Source organism: Pseudomonas sp. MYb193 (assembly GCF_002966775.1).
GTDB classification, from domain to species: Bacteria; Pseudomonadota; Gammaproteobacteria; order Pseudomonadales; family Pseudomonadaceae; genus Aquipseudomonas; species Aquipseudomonas paracarnis.
In genome coordinates, this window is the sequence record NZ_CP023269.1 from 3,966,844 (window position 1) to 3,992,739 (window position 25,896).

Below are 25,896 nucleotides of genomic sequence, written 5' to 3' on the forward strand. Positions count from 1 at the left end.
AGGGCAGGTGTGCTAATGGCATAGTGACCAGACCGCACCTGCAAGCTTGCAGGCAAATACTGGGCTTAAGTAGACTTTCTGCTCAATGGCGCGCGCCCAAGTCCAACATCGGAGAACGACAGTGCCTGGAGTGGATAAGACCTGGACGATCATGACGAACCGCCTGATTCTGGATCGTCATCAACTAGAAGACTTAGAAGATTGCCTAGCCATGTGGCAGGATCCGTTCGTCGTGCGACTGATACGCGCCACCCCTTTTGACAGGCGAGAAACCTGGAACCGCCTACTGCGCTATGTCGGTCACTGGGAGCTCCACGGTTTTGGCTATTGGACTATCCGCACTCGCGCCGAAAGCCGATTTTGTGGGGAGCTTGGCTTTGCCTACACCCATCGTGAGATGCCGACCGGTTTTGAAGGCTTGCCGGAGTTCGGATGCACACTGGCACGGTCGTCGTGGGGCCGCAACATTGCCCAAGAGGCCACTGACGCGGCACTGGAGTGGATGGATCACCAGAAAGGGTTGCGACGCACCATTGCGATTACCGATGAAGCCAACCGTGCCGCCCTTGCACTTGGGCGCTCGGCGGGTTATGTGCGGCGTCAGACAATAGCATTCGAAGGTCGCCCTTTCGCTCTGATGGAACGCGACACATCCGATCTGCGAGACCCACACTCGAACGATTGATCCTGGAGGCCGGCCTGAACAGCCTGTCGCGCTTTGCTCAGGCCGTGTACTCCCGCAGCATAGACTACTGGCTGCGACGATTGGCCCCTGCATGCTTTGAATAGAAATACACCAACGAATTGCGCTCGCCAGACAGCACCTTGCTCACCTCATGACGGTACTTACAGGTGGTGACAAGCACCGAGCCATACGACGCCATGTAAGAACGCTGTTGACCGTTGTCGGTATGCACCACGAACGCCCCACCTTCAAAATTGCGCCCTAGCTGCACAATCATCGAATAATCGTAATCGGGATTGCTGGCAGCATCGAGATGAACGCCAACAAAAGAGCCGGCAATCATTCGGTTCATCTGGCATCGGCGGATATGGAACGGGTCTTGTGACTGGAAAAGCGCGGCCAAACACTCCGGCCGCTGCCCGCCGGACAGGATATCGATGATGCCATCCGAGAATGGCCGATTAACAGTGCTCGGTAGCTCACCGGCGCGATCCACCATAATCCTGCGCACGTAGATAGCATGCTTGTCACCCGCATCACCATTGGTGACCGTCTCCTCTGGTATCTGCGCCTGCAGTCCCGCCAAGCGAGTGATCTCCTCACCCGAGAACACGATTCCGGCCGGAATCAGGGTACTGCCAGTACTCTGGAGTTCCTCGGCATACTGGCTGTAAATGTCAGTAATGGTGGCTTCAGTTACTTCGTTCATTTCCTACTCCTGTTTTTTCGGGTATATGGAAACCGCAACGTCAACGTTCTGAAAGGATCGAGTCGTACAGTTGCTCACGCTGGTCGCAGGTAAGCGCAGGCGCCCAGCCCGCGAGTGCACCGCTGCCAGCATTGATCACCGCCGAGCGACTGCCCGACCGCACCAAGAGCCCGCTCGCCCTCTCGCCATGCAGATACATGCCCAACACCAATCGATGATCGGCATAGACGCCATCGCGGTCGACAGCGTGCTTCAGCGTCGGCGTATCCACAAAACGTTGCGCGATCCATGCATCCAGGCCCACATCAAGCAAAAGCTGCCAGAGAGCTGCAGACGGCAGACTGCTTCCAAGTACGATTCCCTTGCCACCGTAGGTGTTCTTTTGCTTGAAGATCAGGTGGTCCTTGTTGCTCAGCAACCAGTCTCTATCCACATCCCCTACACTCCAGCTTGGCAGTAGAAGGTCACGAATCGCCGTGATTTGTTCGGGCTCCAGCAAGTGGTGGTTGCGAGCGTCCCAGAGCATTGCGAGCCAGCCCTTGCTCATCAGCAACTCGGCTTCCAGGCCATTGGAAAACCGTGCGCCACGCTGCAAAAGGTCATCGTAAATATCGGCGTTGACCGTGACGTCATCGAAAGTAAAACAGCGATGGATCAAGACGTTTGACAGGTCAGAGCAACCACGCCATTTCGAGACCAGACTGGTTTCATCGTGGATCTGGATATCCATGCGGGGAATGCTGTGGGCCAGGTGTTTATGTGCCAGGTATTGATTGGGGTAGCCCAAGGCCGCATGCGAACTCCAGTCAAGCAGGATCAGGTGCTCAGTTGGCACCCGTGCGCTGGTTTCCCTGTATAGATGAGCGAGGTTTTGGAAGGGAGAGATGTCAGCATCCGAATCGGGAAACCCGAACGAATCAGCGAAAATACGATAGTAGTCGTGCAGTTCACCGCCGCCGACTCCGACGGAGAAGTTCAACTCGCAGATCGCGTGACCATCACGTAACGGCACCAGATCCACACGTGCGACGCGATGCGGGGCATCGACCAGCTGCCGCCAGTCAACATAAGGTTCCCAGGCAACCGGCAAACCTAATTGAAGAAGAACGTCGGCACGGGAACAACGTGTCATCAAGGCGCTGGCAAGCCTGCCCTGCGCAGCAACAATGTGACGGGCGGCTGCCGCAATCCTGTCGTGTTCCGTTCGATCAAAGACAAGTGGATACGGCATCAAACGGATTCGTGGGCGATGCCAGCGGAGAACTGCGCAAGGGCCTCAGTGATGGAAGGTTGCCTAGATGACGTGAGGATTTTCCCCATCACCGGAATCGTTTTCTGGCTCCACTCGCTGAACATTCTTCCTCCATGAATATTTTCTGTGTAATCCGCCTGCGCCGTAGGCCCGTGGTCTCCGAGGCTTCAGGCGCATAAGCCAGTCTTCTGGCAGCGCGTTGCTGCGCCTGACTAATTGGATGCACTGGCAGTATCGGACCTTCTCAGTGCGTAACGGGTCATCCGCCAACCCACCGTAGGAACTTGACCGAATAATAGATTTTCCAAACAAAATCCACAGGAAAACCCCACGGACTAAAAATTAGGATATTTCGTACGCAGCCTCAGGATTGAACAACTTGGCTCACTCATTTGTTCGCCCGCGCAATCAACACGGATGACACCGGCAACGTCGGAGGGATGTTCGTCAGGCATGCATTGCTGCTCACTCGACGTCGATGGGGCTCTCCAGCGCCACTGGCGAGGGCAACAGCCCCAGCTTGGCGGCTACGCGCTTGTGGTTGTGGTTGAGATGCCTGCGACCACGGCCATGCAGTCACGGAGGGGAGGCAGGGCCCACAACAGCCCACGATGCAGTAGGGGTTTTAGTAGGGGCTTTTTCGCAGACATGAAAAAGCCCAACCGGTGAAGGTTGGGCTAAGTCATTGAAAAATATGGTCGGGACGGAGTGATTCGAACACTCGACCCCTAGCACCCCATGCTAGTGCGCTACCGGACTGCGCTACGCCCCGACTAGGCGTGTTACTGGGTTCGCTTCTTAACGAAGCGAACCGGAATATACCGCAAGCTTTTGAAATGTGGAAGTATTTTTAAAGCTTGAATCATTTTTTCAGCACCACCAGTACATCTTCCAATTCGGAGATCATCTGGCGGATCAGTTGCTTGTATTGGGTGGTGTCGTCTTTGGCTTCATCACCGGACATACGCTGGCGTGCGCCGCTGATGGTGAACCCCTGGTCGTACAGCAACGCACGGATCTGTCGGATCATCAGCACGTCCTGGCGCTGATAATACCGACGGTTCCCGGTGCGTTTGACGGGGTTGAGTTGAGGAAACTCCTGCTCCCAATAGCGCAGCACGTGCGGTTTTACCGCACACAGCTCGCTGACTTCACCGATGGTGAAGTAGCGCTTGCCTGGGATGACGGGTAGCTCGTCGTTATGACTTGGTTCCAGCATAAGCCTCAACTCGGGCCTTCAACTTCTGCCCTGGACGAAAGGTGACCACACGGCGAGCCGTGATCGGGATTTCTTCTCCCGTTTTTGGATTGCGGCCAGGCCGCTGGCGTTTGTCTCGCAGGTCAAAATTGCCGAAACCGGACAATTTGACCTGTTCGTTGTCTTCCAGAGCGTGTCTGATCTCTTCAAAAAACAGCTCGACCAATTCCTTGGCCTCGCGCTTGTTCAGACCCAACTCTTCGTACAGACGTTCCGCCATCTCAGCTTTCGTCAAAGCCCCCATACGTCACTTCCTTAACGTGGCGTTCAACCTTTGTTCGAGCGAGGTGAGGATATTTTGCGTCGTGGTATTCACCTCATCGTCATTAAGAGTGCGCGATGGATGCTGCCAGGTCAAGCCAACTGCAAGGCTTTTTCTATGCGGATCAATGCCTTTACCCTGATAAACGTCAAATAGCCTGAGGTCTGTCAGCCATTCCCCTGCATTTTCACGGATTACATCCAGAACCGCAGTGGCGGCGACTTCACGGTCGGCGATCAGGGCCAGGTCGCGACGCACTTCAGGGAAGCGCGACAACTCGCTGAATTTAGGCATCTTGCCCGACGCAACTTCAGCCAAGACTAGCTCAAACACGAAGACTGGACGGTCCAGCCCCAAGGTTTTCGACAGTTCTGGGTGAATGGCGCCCACAAAGCCCACCAGGCGACCTTCACGCTCGATACGTGCAGTCTGGCCTGGATGCAAGGCTGGGTGGCTACCCGGCACGAACGTAAAGGCGTCCAACGCACCGGCAAAGCCGAGCACCGCTTCCACGTCTGACTTGACGTCGAAGAAGTCCACGACCTCACGGCCTTGCGCCCAGCCTTCCGGCAGACGGCTGCCGCAGACGACGCCCGCCAGCATCGGCTCTTGCTTCAAGCCATCAAGCTGGCCGACGAAACGCAAGCCGCTTTCGAACAGACGCACGCGGTCTTGCTGGCGGTTCAGGTTGTGGGAAAGTGCCTTCACCAGGCCCGGCCACAGCGACGAACGCATGGCGGCCATATCGTTGGAGATCGGGTTGGCCAACAACAGCGGTTGAACACCAGGGTTGAACAACTCGAACTGTTTTGGATCGATGAAGCTATAGGTCACAGCTTCCTGATAACCACGGGCTACCAGCAGGCGGCGCAGTTCAGGCAGATGCGCACGCGCTTCGGCCTTCGGTTGCGGTGCCAGGCGTGCTTGCGGATAGCGAACCGGCAGGCGGTTGTAACCGTACAGGCGCGCCAGCTCTTCGATCAGGTCGACTTCCAGACTGATGTCGAAGCGATGGCTAGGTACTGCAACTTGCCACTGCCCTTCCCCGCCCGCAGAAATACCCAGGCCGAGCGCGGACAGCAGTTGCTCGATTTCAGCCGGCTCGATGACCAGGCCAAGCATCTGCTCAACGCTTTTGGCACGCAGGGTGATCGGCGCAATCGACGGAAGGAACTGTTCGTTGACGGTTTCGGTAATCGGGCCGGCTTCACCACCGGTGATTTCCAGCAGCAGGCCGGTAGCGCGCTCCATGGCTTCACGGGCGAGTTTCCAGTCCACGCCACGCTCGTAGCGGTGCGACGCATCGGTGTGCAGGCCGTAGGAACGAGCCTTGCCAGCGATCGCGATCTGGTCGAAGAACGCGCTTTCAAGGAATACGTCACGGGTGGTCGCGGATACACCGCTGTGCTCGCCACCCATCACGCCGGCAATTGCCAGGGCACGTGTGTGGTCGGCGATGACCAGAGTGTCGGCACGCAGGCTGACTTCCTGGCCATCGAGCAGCACCAGCTTCTCGCCTTCTTCGGCCATACGCACGCGGATGCCGCCATTGATTTCGGCAAGATCAAACGCATGCAACGGCTGGCCGAGTTCCAGCATCACGTAGTTGGTGATGTCGACGGCGGCGTCGATGCTGCGTACATCGGCACGACGCAGGCGCTCGACCATCCACAGCGGGGTTGGCGTGGACAGGTCCACGTTACGGATCACACGCCCCAGGTAACGCGGGCAGGCGTTTGGCGCCAGTACCTCAATCGAGCGTACTTCGTCGTGTACCGCCGGTACGGCAGCGACCACTGGACGAGTGACAGGTGCGTTGTACAGCGCGCCCACTTCACGGGCCAGGCCAGCCAGGGACAGGCAGTCGCCGCGGTTGGGGGTCAGGTCGACCTCAATGCTGGCGTCTTCCAGTTCCAGGTAAACACGGATGTCCTGACCCACTGGCGCGTCGGCCGGCAGCTCCATCAGGCCATCATTGCCCTCACCCACTTGCAGCTCGGCCTGGGAGCACAGCATGCCGTTGGATTCAACGCCACGCAGCTTGGCCTTCTTGATCTTGAAGTCGCCCGGCAACTGGGCGCCGATCATAGCGAACGGGATCTTCAGGCCCGGGCGCACATTAGGCGCTCCGCACACGACCTGAAAGGTTTCCGAGCCGTTGCTGACCTGGCACACACGCAATTTGTCGGCATCCGGGTGCTGCTCGGTGCTCAACACCTCGCCGACCACCACACCACTGAAAACACCGGCGGCCGGCGTAACGCTATCGACCTCAAGACCGGCCATCGACAGGCGAGCAACCAGCTCGTCGCGATCTACCTGCGGGCTTACCCAACCACGCAGCCATTGTTCACTGAATTTCATCCTGCTCTCCTAAAGATTCGTTACGACTAGCGAAATTGCGCGAGGAACCGCAAGTCGTTGTCGAAGAACAGACGCAAGTCGTTCACGCCGTAACGCAGCATGGCCAGACGCTCAACGCCCATGCCGAAGGCAAAGCCCGAGAACTCTTCCGGATCGATCCCGGACATGCGCAGCACGTTGGGGTGAACCATGCCGCAGCCCATCACTTCCAGCCAGCCGGTCTGCTTGCACACACGGCAGCCTTTACCGCTGCACATCACGCATTCCATGTCGACTTCAGCGGATGGCTCGGTGAACGGGAAGAACGAAGGACGGAAACGTACCGCCAACTCTTTTTCGAAGAACACCCGCAGGAACTCTTCGATGGTGCCTTTGAGGTCGGCGAAATTGATATCGCGATCAACCAGCAGGCCTTCGACCTGGTGGAACATCGGCGAATGGGTGATATCCGAGTCGCTACGGTACACACGGCCTGGGCAGACAATGCGGATCGGCGGCTTGTTCGCTTCCATGGTGCGGACCTGTACCGGCGAGGTATGGGTGCGCAGCAGCATGTTGGCGTTGAAATAGAAGGTGTCGTGCATCGACCGGGCCGGGTGATGGCCTGGGATGTTGAGCGCCTCGAAGTTGTGGTAGTCGTCTTCGACCTCAGGGCCTTCGGCAATGCCGTAGCCGATGTGGGTGAAGAACTGTTCGATACGTTCCAGAGTCCGGGTGATCGGATGCAGACCGCCCGACGCCTGGCCACGACCAGGCAAGGTCACGTCAATGGACTCGGCGGCGAGCTTGGCCGCAAGATCGGCCTCCTCGAGCGACGCCTTGCGCGCATTGAGAACCTCTGTGACACGCTCCTTGGCGACGTTGATCAGCGCACCGACTTGCGGACGCTCTTCAGCGGGCAGATTTCCCAGGGTCTTCATCACCTGAGTCAATTCACCTTTCTTGCCAAGGTAGTGAACCCGGATTTGCTCCAGGGCATTTACATCTTCAGCGCTTTGCACAGCCTCAAGGGCTTGGGCGACGAGCGCGTCCAGGTTTTCCATGTACAGACTCCAGATACAAAATAGGGGAAGAGCTTGAAGGCTCTTCCCCTATTTATGACGTTTACCACCTTGGGCCACAGGAGTAGCCCAGGGTGACTGTCGGGGGTACTTAAGCCAAGGAGGCTTTAGCTTTCTCGACAATCGCAGCAAACACCGCTTTTTCGTTCACGGCCAGTTCAGCCAGAACCTTACGGTCGATTTCGATGGACGCTTTTTTCAGACCAGCGATGAAACGGCTGTAGGACAGACCGTTAACACGTGCACCGGCGTTGATACGAGCGATCCACAGAGCGCGGAACTGACGTTTTTTCTGACGACGGTCACGGTAGGCGTATTGGCCTGCCTTGATTACCGCTTGCTTGGCAACACGGAATACGCGTGAACGCGCGCCGTAGTAGCCTTTAGCGAGTTTCAGAATTTTTTTGTGACGCTTACGGGCCATGACGCCACGCTTTACACGAGCCATGAGTTACTTCCTCTATTCTTGAACCAAAATTAACGAAGGCGCAGCATGCGCTCGACTTTTGCCACGTCAGACGGATGCAGCAAGCTGCTACCGCGCAGTTGACGCTTACGCTTGGTCGACATTTTGGTCAGGATGTGGCTCTTGAAAGCGTGCTTGTGCTTGATGCCGTTAGCAGTTTTCAGAAACCGCTTAGCAGCACCACTTTTAGTTTTCATCTTTGGCATGTTCGGTACTCCGCATTCAGTTGATAAACATAATCAGAAGGCCTGCCGTGCCCTGTTGATTACTTCTTCTTTTTCGGGGCGATGACCATAATAAGCTGGCGTCCTTCCATCTTAGGATGCTGTTCGACCGAACCGTACTCCAGCAGGTCAGCTTCAACCCGCTTGAGGAGTTCCATCCCCAGCTCCTGGTGGGCCATCTCACGGCCGCGGAATCGCAAGGATACCTTGGCCCTGTCCCCATCACTCAGGAAACGTACCAGGTTGCGCAGTTTTACCTGGTAATCCCCTTCCTCCGTCCCTGGACGAAACTTGATTTCTTTTACTTGAATCTGCTTCTGGTTCTTCTTCGCTGCGGCAACCTGCTTCTTCTTTTCGAAGATCGATTTGCCGTAGTCCATCACCCGACAAACAGGTGGGATTGCATCGGCGGAGATTTCCACCAGGTCCAGCTTGGACTCTTCTGCAATACGAAGCGCTTCATCAATCGAGACGATGCCAATCTGCTCGCCATCAGCGCCAATTAACCGAACCTCGCGTGCCGAGATATTCTCGTTGATCGGGGCTTTCGGTGCAGCTCGTTTATCTTGTCTCATTTCACGCTTAATAATAATTACTCCGAATCTGGGCGACCACGCCGGGAAACCGCTTGCGCGAGGAACTCAGCGAACTGGGCGACGGGCATCGAGCCCAGGTCAGCACCTTCACGAGTACGCACAGCGACAGTCTGCATCTCGACTTCCCGATCTCCGATAACCAAAAGATAGGGAACCTTGAGCAAAGTATGCTCGCGGATTTTAAAGCCGATCTTTTCATTTCTCAAGTCGGACTTGGCACGAAATCCGCTTTCGTTGAGAGTTTTTTCAACTTCAGCGGCAAAATCTGCCTGTTTATCAGTGATATTCATGATCACTGCCTGGGTCGGAGCCAGCCACGCAGGGAACGCGCCCTCGTAGTGCTCGATCAGGATACCGACGAACCGTTCGAACGAACCGAGGATCGCCCGGTGCAGCATAACCGGGTGTTTACGGCTGTTGTCTTCGGAGACGTATTCGGCTCCCAGACGGATCGGCAGGTTAAAATCGAGCTGCAGGGTACCACACTGCCAGACACGGCCAAGGCAATCTTTGAGCGAGAACTCGATCTTCGGACCGTAGAACGCGCCCTCACCCGGCTGCAGATCGTACGCAAGGCCCGCACTGTCAAGCGCAGCGGCCAATGCCGCTTCGGCGCGATCCCATAGTTCGTCGGAACCGACGCGTTTTTCCGGACGAGTGGACAGCTTCATCTCGACTTCGGTAAAGCCGAAATCGCGATAAACGTCCATGGTCAGCTTGATGAACGCTGCGGACTCGGCCTGCATCTGCTCTTCGGTGCAGAAGATGTGGGCGTCGTCCTGGGTGAAGCCACGCACCCGCATGATGCCGTGCAGCGCACCCGATGGTTCGTTACGGTGGCAGGCACCGAACTCGGCCAGGCGCATCGGCAACTCGCGGTAGCTCTTCAGGCCCTGATTGAATACCTGCACGTGGCATGGGCAGTTCATCGGCTTGATGGCGTAGTCGCGGTTTTCCGACTGGGTGGTGAACATGTTGTCGGCGTAGTTGGCCCAGTGCCCGGATTTCTCCCACAGGCTGCGATCAACCACCTGGGGAGTCTTGATCTCCAGGTAACCGTTTTCGCGCTGCACCTTGCGCATGTACTGCTCAAGCACCTGGTACAGGGTCCAGCCATTCGGGTGCCAGAACACCATGCCCGGCGCTTCTTCCTGAAGGTGGAACAGGTTGAGGCGCTTGCCGATCTTGCGGTGATCGCGTTTTTCAGCTTCTTCGATGCGCTGGATATAGGCGGCCAGTTGCTTGTTGTCAGCCCAGGCCGTGCCGTAGATCCGTTGCAGCTGTTCGTTCTTGGCGTCACCGCGCCAGTAGGCACCGGAGAGCTTGGTCAGCTTGAACGATTTGAGAAAGCGCGTGTTCGGCACGTGCGGGCCACGGCACATATCCACATATTCTTCGTGGTAGTACAGCCCCATGGCCTGCTCGTCCGGCATGTCTTCTACCAGACGCAGCTTGTAGTCCTCGCCACGTGCAGTAAACACGTCGATCACTTCGGCACGCGGGGTGACTTTCTTGATGACGTCATAATCTTTTTCGATCAGCGCGTGCATGCGCTGCTCGATGGCCGCCAGGTCGTCCGGAGTAAAAGGACGCTCATAGGCGATGTCGTAATAGAAGCCTTCTTCAATGACCGGGCCGATCACCATCTTGGCGGTTGGATACAGTTGCTTGACCGCATGGCCAATCAAGTGCGCGCAAGAGTGGCGAATGATCTCCAACCCCTCTTGATCCTTGGGCGTGATGATTTGCAGGCTGGCGTCGCTGGTGATCAGGTCGCTGGCGTCAACCAGCTTGCCGTCGACCTTGCCGGCCACGGTGGCCTTGGCCAGGCCAGCACCAATGGATGCGGCGACCTCGGCTACGGAAACCGGATGATCGAATGAACGCTGACTGCCGTCGGGAAGAGTAATAGTTGGCATGGCGCCTCCTCTCCTAGTGGTGACCCCTACCAAAGGTCACGTGGGTTGGGATGAGCCAGTACAAGATCCAACACCAGGCCGCTCAATAATGAACGCCTGCCTTACAGCGGCAGGAGCCTTTCGGCCAACCGATAATCGAACCAGAGTGACTGGAGTGAACAAAAAGAACCTGGCAAGGCGGCAAATGGCGCGCCCGGAAATAGCCAGGCGAGGATGCTAGCACAGATGAACGGTCATCGCGTCGGCCAAGCGCTGGGTAAAGAGCAATTCATGGCTTTATAGCTGCAAAAGTGAACTTGAGCTGTACGCAGGGCCTCAAAGCCACTGAGAATCGCCGTTCGTCCTCGACCCAAAGGAGCATCCCATGATGCGTTTTACCTCTACCCTCGCTGTCGCCGCTACCCTGAGCCTCCTTTCCCTCGGCGCGCAGGCTGCAGCCCCTTCCAACTGGCCAGTTGGCGCCCGTGACGCCTTCGTCAGCGACTGCAGTGCCGCCGCCAGCCGGAACGTGGACGTCAAAACTGCCAAAGCCCACTGTGAATGTGGCGCTGACAAGATCAATGCCGAATTGAGCACTGCCGAGATCAAGGAATTGATGACCAACCAGAACGCCAGCCCGGAGCTTAGAAACAAAGCAGTCGCGGCTATTTCGTCCTGCAAAGTGGTGAAGAAAAAGTAAGATTGGCTGATGATTCGACGGTCATTTCGCTGAAAAAACGGCCTGAAAACTGCCATTTCACACAAATTATGCAGGTTTTACGGCTTTTTTTAACAGCTGATATTTCGTCGCAAAGCCCCGTAAATCGGGGCTTTCAGCCCAACAACGGGTCAAACGCAAAGCGATTGATTAGCAAACAGTGCCTTGGGGGGGGCTCCCAAGCCGAACATTTCGACTATGATAGCCCTGTGTGCCCAGTTGGCCTGAGCAGCACAGCACTACTGAAAATATATGTTTCTTGGAGATACACCATGTCTAATCGCCAAACCGGCACCGTTAAATGGTTCAACGATGAAAAAGGCTTCGGCTTCATCACTCCTCAAGGTGGCGGTGACGACCTGTTCGTACACTTCAAAGCTATCGAAAGCGACGGTTTCAAAAGCCTGAAAGAAGGCCAAACCGTTTCCTTCGTGGCTGAGAAAGGCCAAAAGGGTATGCAAGCTGCACAGGTTCGCGGCGAGTAATTCTCCGCTGAGCTAAAAAAACCCCGTCCATGTGACGGGGTTTTTTATGGGCGATGCAAAAGCCGTATCAGCCGCAGTTAACCCGGTTGATCACCAGATTGTCGTCGGTGTTCAGGTTCAGGCGGTCAGAGCGATACTCCAGCGTGACCATGTCGTTGGGCTTGAGGATGCGTGCATTCTGCGCGCCAGCACGCGTGCGTGCTTGCTCCAGCAACTGGGGCGAGGCTTTCTGGCCGATGGCGAACTCTGCGGCCTTCGACTCACAGCGGCTATGACCGGCATCGGTCACAGTGGCAGCTTTGCCTGGCTCAGAGGCACCCGGGGTACTGCAACCCGCCAACGCAAGCGCAGCCAACAAAGTACCGAATGATGCGAGCTTCCAAGGCATGAAGCCTCCTATGATAAAAAGTGGACAGAGATCGTGCGACAGCATTCAAAGCGATTGGTTTCAAGACGTTAACCGCCTGTGGGCAAGTCTGCCTGAGTCACGGCCTGCAATCGCTTGGTGAATCGTGACTAGATATGAACGTATTCAGTAGATATCGATGTAGTCCGACGAAGGAGTAGGCCAATTCTGCTTCAGCGCGTTGAAAATCTGCATGACCCAGACTTCATCGCTGGCCGCCACGTTGCCGACATAGCCGGAACCTTTGGCCCAGGTCTCCAGGCGAAACACCAGGCCAGCGATATCAGCCCCCCCGACTACGCCGGAAGAAATGTAGGCGATGCCTTCTTTGGTCACCCGCAACTGGGTATGTTCGTCATCACTGGCGCTGCCAATCAATTGGCGCACGGCGTCCAGCGTCAGTTTGTCGGGCTTGCTCAAATCGATTTGCACGCGGTGTTTCCCGGCCATTTAACAGGCCAGCAGTGTCGCACAGCCGCTGCTTCATGCCTAAGTAGCAGTGCCAAATGCCGTACAAAATGCTTAACTGCGCCCCTCTGGAACGGCGTTCCAGTGCATTGCCCCCGCATTTTTCAGCCCGTGAGATTTCCATGACCACCGTAACGCTTCAAGCCGACATCAAAGCCAAGTGGCCCCAAGGGCAAAGTTCCTACAGCCCCGGAAGCCCGGAAGAACTGGCGATCATTGGTATCGACCTGTTGGTCAAGGAACTGGGCACCCAGGCGGCACAAGCGTTCATCGGCCAGATATTCGAGAAATACCCGGCCGACTACATGGGCGCCCAAGAGCGCGAATAGAACCGGGCGACGAGCGCCGCCCCGCTAACTTACTTCAGACGCGCCAGGCGCTCGGTCAGCAGATCGAAGAAGCCCTGGGCGTCGCCATTCTCAACCCAGAACACATTCTTCGGCTGCTTGAGGCCGTCATACCAATCGACGATGGTCTGGCCGAAGGTCGGGCCTTCGCGGCTGTCGACCACCATATTGGCCTCACGACCGCTGAACAGCGAAGGCTTGAGCAGGTACGCCACCACGGTAGCGTCATGGACCGGGCCACCCGGAATGCCGTAGTGCTCCATATCGCCTTTGACGTACTCATTCAGAATACTGCTGACGACCTTGCTCGCGTTGTTGTTCAGGTCCGCAATCTTCTTCAGGCGGGCGTCGCTGGTGAGGACTTTATGGGTCACGTCCAACGGCAGGTAGGTCAACTTCACACCGCTTTTGAGCACGATCTCCGCCGCCACCGGATCGGCGAACAGGTTGAACTCGGCCACTGGGGTGATATTGCCGCCGTTGAAGTGGGCCCCGCCCATCACGACCACTTCCTTGATGCCCTGGGTGATTTCGGGCGCTTGAGCCAGTGCCAGTGCCAGGTTGGTCTGCGGGCCGAGCATGGCGATGGTGATGCTGTGCGGCTTGGCGCTGCTCAGGGTCTTGATCAGGTAGTCGACGGCATTGCCTTCGGCCAGGCCTTTTTTCGGTTCATGCACCGTGACGCCCGAGATGCCTTCCTTGCCATGGATATTCTCGGCGTAGATCGGTTTGCGCAACAACGGCGCTGGCGCACCTGCGTACACCGGGATGTCCTCGCGACCTGCCCACTCGCGCGCCAGGCGCGCGTTGCGGGAGGTCTTGTCCAGGCGCACATTGCCGGCGACGGTGGTCAGCGCACGAATGCTCAACTCCTCCGGCGAGGCCATGGCGAACAGCAAGGCCACCACGTCATCGGCACCCGGGTCGGTATCGATGATCAGGTCGATTTTTTCCGCCGCTTGGGCGCTTGCAGCAGTGAGCGCGGACAAAAGCAGAACACTCCGGAACAGGTTTTTCAGGGTAGGTAGACCACGTTGCATAAAGCACTCCTTGTCATAGGGGACACTAGAACGTTACGCCGGACACCAGAGCGATATTGCAGTACGGCTGGCACTCGCCAGTGCGCACCACAGCGCGGGCATTGCGGCTCAATTGCTTGAATTGGTCATGGCTGAGCAGGCGTCGCTCGCCCAGTGCAGCCTGCTCTGTGAGCGTATTTAGCGCGGTCAGCGCGGGCGGTTGTTTCAGCAGGATCTCTTCTGCCAGAACATGGCTTTCCACCTGCATTTCGCTAAGCACGATGCGCAAGGTGCTGATGAAGTCCGGGATGCCCTGGGTCAGTGCCAGGTCGATCAATTCGACGCCGGGAGGTACCGGCAGGCCGGCATCGCCGATGACCAGAATGTCACCGTGGCCCAGGGACGCGATCACGCGCGACAGGGCGATATTCAGCAAAGGTGTCTTTTTCATGCGGGCACAAAACCTTGTACGTCGTGCAGCGTAGGAATGGAAGGCTGAGCGCCGGCGCGTGTCACTGACAACGCCGCCGCCACCTGGCCAAAACGGATCGCCTCGGCTTCGCTCTGGCCCGCGGCCAGCGCGGCGGCAAAGCCACCGACAAAGGTATCGCCAGCAGCGGTGGTATCCACCGCCTTGACCTTCGGCGCCACCAGGTGCTCAAAGCTCTTGCCGTCGGCAAACAGCGCGCCCTGGGCGCCCAGGGTAATGATGACCTTGCCAGCACCCGCCTGGATCAGCGCGGTCGCGGCGACCTTGGCACTGTCGAGGGAGTCGACCGCTACGCCGCTGAGAGCACTGGCCTCGCTTTCATTGGGGATCAGATAATCGATCGAGGCATACCAGTCAGCGGGCAATGGTCCGCTTGCCGGGGCCGGGTTGAGGATGACGGTCTTGCCCAGCTCGCGACCCCGCTTGAGCGCATACCCAACGGTCTCCATCGGCACCTCAAGCTGGCAGATGATCACGTCTGCCGCCTGCAGCACAGCGTCGCACGTTCGCAGCGACGCAGGCGTCAGCTCACCGTTGCTGCCGGCCACAATGACAATGGCGTTCTGGCTGCTGTCATCGACCACGATCAACGCCACACCGCTGGAGCCGTCCACCGTGCTGACTGCCTGGCAATCGATCCCTTCCACCAACAGCGCATCGCGCAATTGGCTGCCATAGGCGTCGGTACCGATGCATCCCACCATTGCGACACTCGCCCCCAGGCGTGCCGAGGCGACGGCCTGGTTGGCGCCCTTGCCGCCGGGCACAGTGGAGAACGTCTGGCCGATCAGGGTTTCACCGGCACGCGGCAAGCGACTGGCGCGGGTGACCAGGTCCATGTTCAAGCTGCCTATTACCACTACTTTTGCTGGCATACATCAGTACTCATCAATTCGGTTCAGCGGTATTGGGCGAACACATCAGCCAATGGCGCGGTCGACTCACGCAAAACAATACTGGGCGTCACGATACGTTGATCGATCGGCAGTTGGGGTGTTGCTATTCGTTGCAGTAATAATTCGGCCGCAGTCTCGCCCAACTGCAGGATCGACTGGCCGACCGTCGTCAGCGCCGGATAGACGTAGCGCCCCATCTGGATGTCATCGAAACCGATCACCGACAGCTCGCCCGGCACCCGCACATTGCGCTCGGCGGCGGCGCGCAGCACGCCAAAACCAATCATATCGTTGCTGGCGAAAATCGCGCTGGGCGGGTGTTGCGATAATAACTGTACAGCTGCGGCATACCCGCCCGTGCTGGTGAAATCGCTTTCCAGGGTACGACTGGCCAACACCTCGATGCCCGCCTCGCGCAATGCACGCTGGTAACCCGCCAGGCGCATCTGCGCCACGCGGGTATGCCCAGGGCCGCCGATACAGGCGATGTCCCGGTGCCCCAATTCCAGCAAGTGCCGGGTCGCCAGGTAAGCGCCCTCTTCGTGATCGATGCGCACCAGGTCCACATCAATCCCATCCAGCGCCCGGTCGACAATCACCATGGGCGTGCGCACTGCACTCAAGCCTGCGGCAAGGCCACTGTCATCACCGCCCACGGATGTGACGATCAAGCCGTCGACGCGCTTTTCCAGCAACACGCGCAAATAACTGCGCTGTTTCTCTGCGTCGTCATCCGAGTTGCAGAGGATCACGCAATAGCCATTACGCTCGCAGTAATCCTCGATACCCCGAGCCAGCTCGGCAAAATACGGGTTGAGGCTGTTGGGCACCAGCAGCCCGATGGTGGCCGTGGTCTTGGCCTTGAGCGAGCGTGCGACGGCACTGGGCACGTAGTCCAACTGCTTGATCGCCGCCTCGACCTTGATGCGTACCGGCTCGCTGACTGGGCGCGTCTTGTTCACCACATGGGACACGGTGGTGTAGGAAATACCTGCAAGCGCTGCCACATCCTTGATCGTTGCCATGGTTCAGCCCCGCCGACTGGCGCGCTGGCTGCGATAAGTATCAAGGACCACGGCGATCACGATCACGGCACCGGTAATGATGCGTTTAGTCGGTTCCGTCGCGCCAATCTGCGCCAGCCCGGCGGCCAGGACCGAAATAATCAACACCCCGAAAAACGTACTGATGACCGAGCCACGCCCGCCCATCAGGCTGGTGCCACCGATCACCACGGCGGCGATCACTTGCAGCTCCAGGCCCGAACCGGCATTCGGGTCCGCCGCTTCCAGGCGCGAGATCTGGAACAGCGCCGCCACACCGGCCAACAGGCCCATCAGGCTGAACACCAGGACCTTGTAAGGCTTGGGATTGATACCCGCCAGGCGCACCGCTTCTTCGTTGGTGCCGATGCCGATCAGGTAGCGGCCGAAGACCGTACGGGTCAGAACCAACTGGGCCGCGATGATCACCAGCAAGGCGATGATGAACGACGGGGAAATACCGAAGGCAATCGGGTTGGACAGCCAGGCAAACGAGTCACCGATATAAGCGGTGCGCGAGCCCGTCATCTGGTAGGCCACGCCGCGGGCCATCTCCAGCACGCCGAGAGATACGATAAATGACGGAATGCGCCAGGCCACCGTGATGGAACCGGTGATGGTGCCGGCCAACGCCGCGCAGCCCATGCCCAACAGAGCGGCGGGCAACACGCTCCAGCCCCAGCCCAGGATCGCCACGCTGACTGCCGAGGCCGCCAATGCCAGTACCGATCCCACAGATAGGTCGATGCCGCCAATGATCAGGATGAAGGTCATGCCCACCGCCAGCACCATCAGGTCTGGAATCTGGTTGGCCAGGGTGCTGAAGGTGTCATAGGACAGAAAGTGATCGCTGAGCACCGAGAACAGCGCAATCATCGCCAGCAAGGCACCTGCCAGCCCGAGGTAAGTACCCAGGCCATAGAAGTTGCCGCCAGTTTTACCGGGGGAAATGTTTGTTTTCATGGGGTATTCCTAGGTGCTGCTTCGTTGAGCAGCGCATCACGTTTCTGATAGCCGGCAAAGGCGGCGGCGAGCAATTCGTCCTGGGTCCAGCTGTCACGCTCGAAGGTCTCGATCAGGCGCCCGGCGGACAGCACACCGATGCGGTCACAGATCAGCATCAGCTCACGCAGGTCACTGGACACCACCACCAGCGCTTTGCCTTGGCGGGTCAGTTCACCGAGCAAGGCATAGATATCGAACTTGGCACCGACGTCGATACCGCGGGTAGGCTCATCGAACAGCATTACTGCGCAGTCGCGCTCCAGCCAGCGGCCAATCACCACCTTCTGCTGGTTACCACCCGACAGCTCGGACACCAGTTGCGTCGGGCTGGAACTGCGGATTCGCATGGCGTCGATCTGGCGCTTGGCCAGAGCGGTTTCGTTACGGCTGTTGACGACGCCCCCGCCGGAAATTTCCGGCATGTTGCCCAGGGCGATGTTGGCGCTGATGGACTGGGTCAGCAGCAGGCCCTCGCCTTTGCGGTCTTCGGTGATCAGGGCAATACCATGACCGACCGCGTCGACCGGCGAGCGAATGCTCACCACCCTCGCCGGCGAACCCAAGGCCACGGTGCCGCTGTCGGCCGGGTCGGCGCCGAAAATCAGGCGCAGCAATTCGGTGCGGCCGGCGCCGATCAGGCCGGAAATGCCATAGATTTCACCGGCGCGTACTTCAAAGGACACATCGCGGACCTTGTCCGAACGGGTCAGGCCCGTCACGGTCAAGGCCGGGCCTCCGATGGTGCGCGGGCCCAAATCGATGTGTTCACCCAGTTCGCGACCGACCATCAAGGTCACCAACTGCTCACTGTTGTAATTGGCCATCGGCTCGACGCAGACCAGCTTGCCGTCGCGCAATACCGCAATACGCTGGGCGACACGGGCCAACTCTTCGAGCCGGTGCGAAATATAAATGATCGCCACGCCTCGAGCCTGCAGGCGCGTGATTTGTTCAAACAGCATCTCGACTTCACGAGCAGTAAGCATCGCCGTGGGCTCGTCGAGGATCAATACATGGCAGTCGCCGATCAGGTTACGAGCGATCTCGACCATTTGCTGGTGACCAATGCCCAGGCTGCCTACCAGTGTGTCCGGGTCGATCGCGTCCAGGCCGACTTGGGCCATGGCTTCGATCGCGGCTTTGCGCAGTTGTTTGCGGCTGATCCAGCCACAGCGGCTCGGCAGGTTATCCAGGAACAGGTTTTCAGCCACGGTCAGCGTCGGCAGCAGGTTGAGTTCCTGCATGACCATGCGCACGCCCAAGGCTTCGGCCTGGGTGCGGCTGGCGGGGCGATAATCCTGACCGTTGAATTGCATGTGCCCGGTGGTGGGCGTGACCAGGCCGCCGATGATCTTCGACAAGGTACTTTTGCCTGCGCCGTTCTCACCGGTCAGCGCCAACACTTCCCCGCGATTGAGCGTCAGGGTGATGTCGGAGAGAACCGGTTGGGCATAGGTCTTACCGATACCGCTGACCGAGAGGACAGCGTTCGGGGCGGAAGATGACATAGGAAAATCTCCAGGCGCCCGCTCAGGACGAGCGGGCGCTGTTGGGTACTGCCAGGATTACTGCTTGATGACGAGTTCGACCGGGGTTTCGATCACGCCATCTTTGGCATCGACTTTCTCACCCTTGACCAGCTTCAGCGCGTTCTGGATACCGAACACGGCTTGCTGGGCGGCGGCCTGGTCAGCGGTGGCCAACACGCGGCCGTCCTTGAGCATTGGCTTGATCGCGTCAATGTTGTCGTAACCTACCACCAACACCTTGCCGGCCTTGCCTGCCGCACGCACGGCGGAAACAGCGCCCAGAGCCATGTTGTCGTTACCGGCCAACAGCGCCTTGATATCCGGCGTTTCGCTCAGCATCGCTGCCGCGATCTTGTTGCCTTGGTCAATTTCCCAGTTACCGGACTGGGTGGAAACAATCTTCATGCCTGCCGCGTCCATCGCATCCTTGAAGCCTGCGGTGCGCTGCTGGGCATTGGTGGTAGTGGGTACGCCCTCGATGATGCCGACCTTGTCACCGGCGGCCAGTTGCTTGGCCAGGTAGTCGCCCACCAGCTTGGAGCCTTTGCGGTTATCCGGGCCTACAAAAGGAATATCGAGGTTTTTGCTTTTGAGTACTTCCGGGTCCAGGCGGTTGTCGATGTTGACCACCTTGATACCGGCATCAGAAGCCTTTTTCAGCACACTGGCGAGTGCCTTGGAGTCGGCGGGAGCAATGACAAGCGCATCAACCTTGGCGTTGATCATTTCGTTGACAATGGCGATCTGCGCGCTGGTATCGGTTTCGTTCTTGATGCCGTTGGAGATCAACTTGAATTCTGTTGGGTGCGCTTTCTGGTAATCCTTCGCACCGTCGGTCATGGTGACGAAAAACTCATTGGCAAGGGACTTCATGACCAAACCCACGGTAGGCGTTTTGGCAGCGTCATCGGCAAATGCAGAAGAGAGAGGCAAAGCGGCGGATGCGGCAGCAAGCACAGCAACAGCAAGAAGACGTCCAGCAAATGGCAGCTTCATGGGTTCACTCCGATCTTATGATTATTGTGAGCAACGCTTGCACCGAAGAGCCCTTCGGCAGCCCTCCCACTTGGGCGGCTGATACGAGCTGTCACGATGCGCCAAGGGCGCAGTGAAACATCTCGCAAACGTTTGCGTTGAGCAAACTATGAGAACCTTGTCGAGATTTGTCAACGGTAGCAGCAAGCCTTTCATTGGCGGCCTCCAAACTCTCCCTTGAGCTACCGACGGCTGATACGTTTAAGCAAATTCACCCTCTCTGACGTTCGCTGAAAACGACAGGCTGCACTGCGAATGATCGACCACAGCGCTCGGACAAATCGTGTTCGCTTTCGGACAACCGAACACCACAACCCTTCGCGTTCGGAAAGCCGGACAGCGCCAAGCCCCATGAAACTAAAATATTAGATTAAGTTGTTTTAAATCAATAAGTTAATTTATAAAAACCAACATGCTCAGTCTGGTACAAATCCTGCTCTTTCTCAGCACCTCGCGGCGTTCAGAACCGCCCGGGTGTTCTAGATGAACCTGCTACAGCACTCATCAAAAACCAGAGAGAAAAATAATGAAATCTGCATTGAAGAACGTCATTCCGGGCGCCCTGGCCCTTCTGCTGCTGTTCCCCGTTGCCGCCCAGGCAAAGGAAGTCGAAAGCAAGACCAAACTGTCCAACGTAGTCATCCTCGCCACCGGCGGTACCATCGCTGGCGCCGGCGCCAGTGCGGCCAACAGTGCCACCTACCAGGCGGCCAAAGTCGGCATCGAACAACTGATCGCCGGCGTTCCTGAGCTTAGCCAGATCGCCAATGTTCGCGGCGAACAAGTGATGCAAATTGCGTCGGAAAGCATCAATAACGAAAACCTTCTGCAACTGGGTCGCCGTGTCGCCGAATTGGCCGACAGCAAGGACGTGGACGGCATCGTGATCACCCACGGCACCGACACCCTTGAAGAAACCGCCTACTTCCTGAACCTGGTGGAAAAAACCGACAAGCCTATCGTGGTGGTCGGTTCCATGCGCCCAGGCACCGCGATGTCGGCAGACGGCATGCTTAACCTGTACAACGCCGTTGCGGTCGCGGGTAGCAAGGATGCACGGGGCAAAGGCGTGCTGGTGACCATGAACGACGAGATCCAATCTGGCCGCGACGTCAGCAAGATGATCAACATCAAGACCGAAGCGTTCAAGAGCCCATGGGGCCCGCTGGGCATGGTCGTCGAGGGTAAATCCTACTGGTTCCGCCTGCCGGCCAAGCGTCACACCATGGATTCTGAGTTCGACATCAAGACCATCAAAAGCCTGCCTGACGTTGAAATTGCCTACGGCTATGGCAACGTGAGCGACACTGCCTACAAGGCATTGGCCCAAGCGGGTGCCAAAGCGATCATTCACGCCGGTACCGGCAATGGGTCAGTATCGTCCAAGGTCGTTCCAGCGCTGGTGGAATTGCGTAAACAAGGCGTGCAGATCATTCGCTCTTCCCACGTCAACGCCGGTGGCATGGTTCTGCGTAACGCCGAACAGCCAGACGACAAATACGACTGGGTCGCCGCCCTTGACCTGAACCCGCAGAAAGCCCGCATCCTGGCCATGGTCGCCCTGACCAAGACCCAGGACAGCAAGGAACTGCAACGGATCTTCTGGGAATACTGATCCCTGCTGATTCATCTGTAGAAAGATGCTTTTGTGGCGAGGGAGCTTGCTCCCGCTGGGCTGCGAAGCGGCCCAAAATACTTGCGGGCGCTACGCACCCGAGCGGGAGCAAGCTCCCTCGCCACATTCAGCCCCTCTCCCCCCGAACCTCAACAAACTCCCTGATTCGCTGTCAGACGAACTTCTTGAAATTTAAGCAGTTGCGAAATTGCCTACAGTTAAATACTGTATGTGCGTACAGCCCATTAAGGAATGCTCTGTGGCAAAGCCCTCTTCCGCAGCACCTGCAGCGCCTGACGCCTATCAGCGCCTGGCTATCCGCGTGCAAAAAATCATCAACTCGACCAACGCGCAGAAAGCCAAGGCGGCGTTGATCTTCCGTTTACCCGAGGAACCGGAGAACGATTGGCAACGTTTACTGGAAGAGATTGCAGAAAATGACAACGTCACCCTCGCCTATCGGGACGACGGTGGCGTGCAGATTTTTTGGGTTGTGCCGAAGGAAGATTGATTGTGAGTGCCCGTTTTATTGCTGTGTGCTGTCTGTTTTTAGCCTTCACCGCCAACGCCCAAGCCCCTCGCACCTTCAGCGAAGCCAAGAAAATCGCCTGGAAGCTCTACGCGCCGCAATCCACCGAATTTTATTGCGGCTGCAAATACACCGGTAACCGGGTGAACCTGAAAGCCTGCGGTTACATCCCCCGCAAAAACGCCAACCGCGCTGCACGCATTGAGTGGGAACACATCGTGCCGGCCTGGCAAATCGGACATCAGCGCCAATGCTGGCAAAATGGCGGGCGAAAAAACTGCACGCGCCATGATGAGGTGTTCAAGCGCGCCGAGGCAGACCTGCACAACCTGGTGCCGAGCATCGGCGAAGTGAATGGTGACCGTAACAACTTCAGTTTTGGCTGGCTGCCGGTGCAAAGCGGGCAGTACGGCTCATGCCTGACCCAGGTGGACTTCAAGGCGAAGAAAGTCATGCCGCGCCCGTCCATTCGCGGGATGATCGCACGCACGTATTTTTATATGAGCAAGCAGTATGGCCTGCGCCTGTCGAAGCAGGACCGGCAATTGTATGAAGCCTGGAACAAGACCTATCCGGTGCAAACCTGGGAGCGCCAGCGCAACCAGACAGTGGCGTGCGTAATGGGACGTGGTAATGAATTCGTCGGCCCGGTCAACCTGAAGGCCTGCGGCTGACTGTGGGCGGGGGGGCCGCCCACTTCGCCCACTACTGCGCAGCCTTGTGTTCGATAATCTCCGACACGGTGTCGTTTTTCTTGGCCCGCGCCATTTTTTCGTTTAGCAGCGCCTGCTTGGCTTCGGCCTCGGCTTTGGTCGCGAACGGCCCCAATAGCACCTCATCCTTGCCGTCGACTTTCACAATGTAGAAATTGAACCCGTGCTCCAGCAACCAGGCGGTTAGGTCGGTGATCGCCTGCAGCTTATGGTCCGGCGGGCCGACCCGTATATCCCATTCCTGAGCGGCAATCGCACCGGTTTGCGGCAGGCTTTCGGTCACGGCAGGCTTGGCCTTGGGGGCGTCGACCGACTTACCTTCACCGCATCCGGCCAACGCCAACACCACAATTGCCATCGCTACTTTACGCACTGCCCTGCTCCTTTGAGGATCAAAGAGGCAACTTTACCATTCACTGTCTATTCTGGCCGTCATAAACGTTGGCTTAAACAATGCGAATCATGTATCGCGACCTGTATGATACCGCCATGGGAATTAATGTCGCCTCTATGCGTCCTAGAAAGAGGCAGTCACAGGGAAGCGCTTCGCAGTAAGCTACACACATCCGACACCTACCCTGTCTGAAACATGTGTCCTTAAAAGTAATTCAAGGAGAAGTCCATGCTTATACTCACCCGCAAAGTCGGTGAAAGCATAAACATCGGTGATGACATTACGATCACCATCCTGGGCGTTAGCGGCCAGCAAGTACGAATCGGCATCAACGCACCTAAGGATGTTGCCGTGCATCGCGAGGAGATTTACCAGCGTATCCAGGCCGGCCTGACTGCACCCGACAAAAACCAGACGCCTTGAAACGCCTCCAGTAGCCAGCCTTTTCGTTCACTGTAACGGCTGGCGAAAACCCAATTGGCCTGTTCGCGCTTCCGCGCGAGACCAGCGCACCTTGAGCCCTCCCTTCGCTGCAAGATGAAACTGTCAGGGTATCCGGAACTTGTCGCGCTATTGGCAGCCCAACTTCTGACACTTTATCCTGCCGTCCGAGTGCATTTCGGGAACACGTCGATGAGGCCAGCCGCGTCGCAACCGCTTGTTTCAAAATCCTGGATGATCGCCCTGCTGATAGGGCTGGTCTTCGTGGCACTCGGATGCTGCTTAAGAATGGAAGTGGAAGGGGCTGATCCCGACACCCATTCCTGGTTGGATCTTGCGCTTCTGCTCTGCGGCTACCTGCTTGCGTTCTGCCTCAAGCCCATCCAGAAGGTGATCTTGCGCAAGCTGCGTCAGCGTGCAGCTCATCGCACCCATGAAAAAACCGCACGCTGAGGGCGGTTACCTGTTATCGGATCGCCGGTATTTACAGCGCCGCCGCACCACCTATCATTGGGCTTGCGCAGTCAGCCAAAGGGGCAGATACAGATGGACACCCTCAGTAAAGCCCAGATCGAATCAGCACTGGCAGCGCGCCTGCCCAGCTATACCGTTGAGTGCACGCTGCATGCCGACGGTACTCTCTCAGCCGTTCTCAGCGGCCCGGGAACCGATCACTTCGCCATTACCGGCATCGTGCGCGCGCATTATCACGGTATAGAAGCCATCAACCGGCTCGCCACCGAGATACTCAGGGAAATGGTGGTGTCGCGCCAGGGGATGAAAAACAGCCGGCTGCAGGCACTGTCCGATCCCATCGACTGCATGGAAGGCCGAGACCGGTAACGGGCTCGGCCTTCCACGTATCATGGCGCCAACGAACTTAAGGACAGCAAGCCATCAGCCCCACGCTCGGCTTTCAACGCACCGTATTGCTCGATGCAAGCATGGGCGGTCACCATCGGCGTCAAGTGTGTCGAGGTCACCACCATGATATCCGCCCCCGCCGCTTCCCCAGCCTGAATACCCACTGTGGCGTCCTCGAACACCAGACAGTCTTGCACCGGCACGCCCAGGCGCCGAGCACCCAGCACATAACAGGCCGGATCGGGCTTGCCCGTCTTCACATCTTCGGCTGTCACCAGTACCGCCGGCACGGGGATGCCCGCTGCTTGCAGCCGGCGCACGGCCAATGCCTTTGGCGCTGAGGTGACCAACGCCCATTGATCGACGGGCAGGCTCGCCAAAAACGCCACCGCGCCGGGAATCGCCACGATGCCTTCGACATCGTCCAGCTCAGCCTCGGTGATCCATTGGGCTTCTACCTGTGGATCGACGCCCGGCAATGCCTGGCGGGTGATCGTATCAATCGCGCGGGCGCCATGAATGGTGTGCAGAAACGCTTCCACATCCAAGCCATGCCGTGCAGCCCAGATGCCCCAGACGCGCTCCGCAGCGGCAATGGAGTTGAGCAGGGTCCCGTCCATATCGAACAGAAAGGCGCGGTAACGCCGGGTAAATACATTTGGAGTTGGGCTGGACACTGCGCGGCTTCCTCATGGGCTGGGCCCTGCAATCTACGGATCACCTCGACGCTTGTAAACGCCGAGTCCTGGCCCGTCAGTTCCAAGGCAAAAATGACGAACTTGTCATGATCCTGTTGGTTGGCTGTTGGGGTCGCCTGGTTACCGTGAGCTCACTACCCACCCGGAACGTGAGACACCACCATGAAACTCTTCGCCTTAGGCTTCGCCGCTTTGCTTGCCACTGGCTCGGTATTCGCTGCCGACACCGCCCCCGCCACCCACGTGATCCACGATAAAACCGGCTTCTTCGTGCACCTGGATGTCGCCAAGGTGCTGTCGAGCACCGACACCTACGGCCAATGCGGGGTTGTGCCGGCGCAACTGCGCTACCTGGACCACCAAGACCGCGAACATGTGCTGGATTACCAAGTCCAGGGCACCGGTTGCGCCAATGACAATTGATCG

Annotated in this window: 32 protein-coding genes and 1 tRNA gene; 11 read left to right on the plus strand and 22 right to left on the minus strand. The window is 57.9% G+C overall.

All coding sequences use genetic code 11. From position 1 onward, the window contains the following. The first annotated feature begins 151 nt into the window (after positions 1–151). Positions 152–685 (plus strand): GNAT family N-acetyltransferase, encoded by a 534-nt coding sequence (locus CLM72_RS17870; RefSeq protein ID WP_158688691.1) that lies wholly within the window; start codon positions 152–154, stop codon positions 683–685. Positions 686–749: 64 nt separating this feature from the next. Here CLM72_RS17870 and CLM72_RS17875 read toward each other — a convergent pair whose 3' ends face one another. The 11 genes from CLM72_RS17875 to thrS all read right to left on the minus strand — a co-directional run bounded on the left by CLM72_RS17875 (position 750) and on the right by thrS (position 10,796). Further along, positions 750–1,394, minus strand: a complete 645-nt coding sequence (locus CLM72_RS17875) for a 2OG-Fe(II) oxygenase (RefSeq protein WP_105227341.1) — start codon at positions 1,392–1,394, stop codon at positions 750–752. Between the two features lie 40 nt (positions 1,395–1,434). Next, entirely contained in the window at positions 1,435–2,625 is a 1,191-nt protein-coding gene (locus CLM72_RS17880) for a circularly permuted type 2 ATP-grasp protein (protein WP_146120427.1), read from the minus strand. Between the two features lie 716 nt (positions 2,626–3,341). Then, positions 3,342–3,418, minus strand: a tRNA-Pro gene (locus CLM72_RS17885). Positions 3,419–3,508: 90 nt separating this feature from the next. After that, on the minus strand, positions 3,509–3,865 hold the full coding sequence (locus CLM72_RS17890) for a MerR family transcriptional regulator (protein ID WP_003174972.1): 357 nt from the start codon (positions 3,863–3,865) through the stop codon (positions 3,509–3,511). Continuing rightward, positions 3,846–4,148, minus strand: coding sequence for an integration host factor subunit alpha (gene ihfA / locus CLM72_RS17895; RefSeq protein ID WP_002553164.1), 303 nt, complete (start codon positions 4,146–4,148; stop codon positions 3,846–3,848). Before ihfA ends, CLM72_RS17890 begins: the two co-directional genes overlap by 20 nt. A gap of 3 nt (positions 4,149–4,151) precedes the next feature. Further along, positions 4,152–6,530, minus strand: coding sequence for a phenylalanine--tRNA ligase subunit beta (pheT, locus tag CLM72_RS17900; RefSeq protein ID WP_105227343.1), 2,379 nt, complete (start codon positions 6,528–6,530; stop codon positions 4,152–4,154). 26 nt (positions 6,531–6,556) lie between these two features. Further along, positions 6,557–7,573 (minus strand): phenylalanine--tRNA ligase subunit alpha, encoded by a 1,017-nt coding sequence (pheS, locus tag CLM72_RS17905; RefSeq protein ID WP_003192486.1) that lies wholly within the window; start codon positions 7,571–7,573, stop codon positions 6,557–6,559. Between the two features lie 109 nt (positions 7,574–7,682). Then, positions 7,683–8,039 carry a 50S ribosomal protein L20 gene (gene rplT, locus CLM72_RS17910; RefSeq protein WP_003192488.1) on the minus strand — a complete coding sequence of 119 codons (357 nt, stop codon included), beginning with the start codon at positions 8,037–8,039 and terminating at the stop codon, positions 7,683–7,685. 29 nt (positions 8,040–8,068) lie between these two features. Then, positions 8,069–8,263 (minus strand): 50S ribosomal protein L35, encoded by a 195-nt coding sequence (rpmI, locus tag CLM72_RS17915; RefSeq protein ID WP_002553160.1) that lies wholly within the window; start codon positions 8,261–8,263, stop codon positions 8,069–8,071. A 59-nt stretch (positions 8,264–8,322) separates the two neighbouring features. Next, on the minus strand, positions 8,323–8,874 hold the full coding sequence (gene infC / locus CLM72_RS17920; protein ID WP_015884933.1) for a translation initiation factor IF-3: 552 nt from the start codon (positions 8,872–8,874) through the stop codon (positions 8,323–8,325). Continuing rightward, a complete protein-coding gene (gene thrS / locus CLM72_RS17925) occupies positions 8,874–10,796 on the minus strand; it encodes a threonine--tRNA ligase (RefSeq protein ID WP_105227344.1) in 1,923 nt (640 codons plus the stop codon). The genes infC and thrS overlap by 1 nt, the downstream gene beginning before the upstream one ends. A gap of 364 nt (positions 10,797–11,160) precedes the next feature. Between thrS and CLM72_RS17930 the strand changes: the two genes are divergently transcribed. Continuing rightward, on the plus strand, positions 11,161–11,475 hold the full coding sequence (locus tag CLM72_RS17930; RefSeq protein WP_105227345.1) for a hypothetical protein: 315 nt from the start codon (positions 11,161–11,163) through the stop codon (positions 11,473–11,475). Between the two features lie 290 nt (positions 11,476–11,765). Next, on the plus strand, positions 11,766–11,978 hold the full coding sequence (locus tag CLM72_RS17935; RefSeq protein WP_003234260.1) for a cold-shock protein: 213 nt from the start codon (positions 11,766–11,768) through the stop codon (positions 11,976–11,978). 67 nt (positions 11,979–12,045) lie between these two features. Here CLM72_RS17935 and CLM72_RS17940 read toward each other — a convergent pair whose 3' ends face one another. Both CLM72_RS17940 and CLM72_RS17945 read right to left on the minus strand, forming a co-directional pair. Then, on the minus strand, positions 12,046–12,366 hold the full coding sequence (locus CLM72_RS17940) for an I78 family peptidase inhibitor (RefSeq protein ID WP_054898318.1): 321 nt from the start codon (positions 12,364–12,366) through the stop codon (positions 12,046–12,048). A 144-nt stretch (positions 12,367–12,510) separates the two neighbouring features. Continuing rightward, positions 12,511–12,816 (minus strand): hypothetical protein, encoded by a 306-nt coding sequence (locus tag CLM72_RS17945; RefSeq protein ID WP_105229163.1) that lies wholly within the window; start codon positions 12,814–12,816, stop codon positions 12,511–12,513. A gap of 158 nt (positions 12,817–12,974) precedes the next feature. On the opposite strand from CLM72_RS17945, the gene CLM72_RS17950 reads away from it, so the two are divergent. Continuing rightward, complete coding sequence (locus CLM72_RS17950; RefSeq protein ID WP_003192496.1) at positions 12,975–13,181, plus strand: hypothetical protein; 207 nt, start codon at positions 12,975–12,977, stop codon at positions 13,179–13,181. 29 nt (positions 13,182–13,210) lie between these two features. Here the strand turns inward: CLM72_RS17950 and CLM72_RS17955 are convergent, their stop codons facing one another. Genes CLM72_RS17955 through CLM72_RS17985 form a run of 7 tightly spaced genes read right to left on the minus strand, consistent with a single transcriptional unit; the run spans position 13,211 to position 20,177 of the window. Beyond that, a complete protein-coding gene (locus tag CLM72_RS17955; RefSeq protein ID WP_105227346.1) occupies positions 13,211–14,239 on the minus strand; it encodes a nucleoside hydrolase in 1,029 nt (342 codons plus the stop codon). Positions 14,240–14,264: 25 nt separating this feature from the next. Further along, the gene (rbsD, locus tag CLM72_RS17960) at positions 14,265–14,669 is read right to left on the minus strand and encodes a D-ribose pyranase (protein WP_034128236.1); all 405 of its coding nucleotides are present in this window, start codon (positions 14,667–14,669) and stop codon (positions 14,265–14,267) included. Beyond that, positions 14,666–15,583: a ribokinase gene (gene rbsK, locus CLM72_RS17965; protein WP_054922656.1), complete on the minus strand. Its 918-nt coding sequence runs from the start codon at positions 15,581–15,583 to the stop codon at positions 14,666–14,668. Before rbsK ends, rbsD begins: the two co-directional genes overlap by 4 nt. A gap of 23 nt (positions 15,584–15,606) precedes the next feature. After that, positions 15,607–16,629: a LacI family DNA-binding transcriptional regulator gene (locus CLM72_RS17970; RefSeq protein WP_003192500.1), complete on the minus strand. Its 1,023-nt coding sequence runs from the start codon at positions 16,627–16,629 to the stop codon at positions 15,607–15,609. 3 nt (positions 16,630–16,632) lie between these two features. Then, positions 16,633–17,610, minus strand: a complete 978-nt coding sequence (locus CLM72_RS17975; RefSeq protein ID WP_105227347.1) for an ABC transporter permease — start codon at positions 17,608–17,610, stop codon at positions 16,633–16,635. Next, complete coding sequence (locus tag CLM72_RS17980) at positions 17,607–19,160, minus strand: sugar ABC transporter ATP-binding protein (protein ID WP_105227348.1); 1,554 nt, start codon at positions 19,158–19,160, stop codon at positions 17,607–17,609. The genes CLM72_RS17975 and CLM72_RS17980 overlap by 4 nt, the downstream gene beginning before the upstream one ends. 57 nt (positions 19,161–19,217) lie before the next feature. Then, the gene (locus CLM72_RS17985; RefSeq protein ID WP_003192504.1) at positions 19,218–20,177 is read right to left on the minus strand and encodes a sugar ABC transporter substrate-binding protein; all 960 of its coding nucleotides are present in this window, start codon (positions 20,175–20,177) and stop codon (positions 19,218–19,220) included. Between the two features lie 565 nt (positions 20,178–20,742). On the opposite strand from CLM72_RS17985, the gene CLM72_RS17990 reads away from it, so the two are divergent. The 3 genes from CLM72_RS17990 to CLM72_RS18000 all read left to right on the plus strand — a co-directional run bounded on the left by CLM72_RS17990 (position 20,743) and on the right by CLM72_RS18000 (position 23,034). Then, positions 20,743–21,831: an asparaginase gene (locus CLM72_RS17990; protein WP_034128241.1), complete on the plus strand. Its 1,089-nt coding sequence runs from the start codon at positions 20,743–20,745 to the stop codon at positions 21,829–21,831. A 259-nt stretch (positions 21,832–22,090) separates the two neighbouring features. Beyond that, entirely contained in the window at positions 22,091–22,342 is a 252-nt protein-coding gene (locus CLM72_RS17995) for a DUF1654 domain-containing protein (RefSeq protein WP_034128242.1), read from the plus strand. A 2-nt stretch (positions 22,343–22,344) separates the two neighbouring features. Then, complete coding sequence (locus CLM72_RS18000; RefSeq protein ID WP_105227349.1) at positions 22,345–23,034, plus strand: endonuclease; 690 nt, start codon at positions 22,345–22,347, stop codon at positions 23,032–23,034. Between the two features lie 31 nt (positions 23,035–23,065). Here CLM72_RS18000 and CLM72_RS18005 read toward each other — a convergent pair whose 3' ends face one another. Next, positions 23,066–23,431, minus strand: a complete 366-nt coding sequence (locus tag CLM72_RS18005; RefSeq protein WP_019820896.1) for an SPOR domain-containing protein — start codon at positions 23,429–23,431, stop codon at positions 23,066–23,068. Positions 23,432–23,695: 264 nt separating this feature from the next. Between CLM72_RS18005 and csrA the strand changes: the two genes are divergently transcribed. From csrA to CLM72_RS18020, 3 genes are all read left to right on the plus strand, one after another. Next, positions 23,696–23,890: a carbon storage regulator CsrA gene (csrA, locus tag CLM72_RS18010; RefSeq protein WP_003192511.1), complete on the plus strand. Its 195-nt coding sequence runs from the start codon at positions 23,696–23,698 to the stop codon at positions 23,888–23,890. Positions 23,891–24,100: 210 nt separating this feature from the next. After that, positions 24,101–24,361, plus strand: coding sequence for a hypothetical protein (locus CLM72_RS18015; RefSeq protein WP_105229164.1), 261 nt, complete (start codon positions 24,101–24,103; stop codon positions 24,359–24,361). 93 nt (positions 24,362–24,454) lie between these two features. Beyond that, positions 24,455–24,751: a hypothetical protein gene (locus tag CLM72_RS18020; protein ID WP_105227350.1), complete on the plus strand. Its 297-nt coding sequence runs from the start codon at positions 24,455–24,457 to the stop codon at positions 24,749–24,751. A 20-nt stretch (positions 24,752–24,771) separates the two neighbouring features. Here CLM72_RS18020 and CLM72_RS18025 read toward each other — a convergent pair whose 3' ends face one another. Next, complete coding sequence (locus CLM72_RS18025) at positions 24,772–25,449, minus strand: HAD family hydrolase (RefSeq protein ID WP_105227351.1); 678 nt, start codon at positions 25,447–25,449, stop codon at positions 24,772–24,774. A gap of 183 nt (positions 25,450–25,632) precedes the next feature. On the opposite strand from CLM72_RS18025, the gene CLM72_RS18030 reads away from it, so the two are divergent. Then, the gene (locus CLM72_RS18030) at positions 25,633–25,893 is read left to right on the plus strand and encodes a DUF2790 domain-containing protein (RefSeq protein ID WP_054922395.1); all 261 of its coding nucleotides are present in this window, start codon (positions 25,633–25,635) and stop codon (positions 25,891–25,893) included. Positions 25,894–25,896 lie beyond the last annotated feature (3 nt).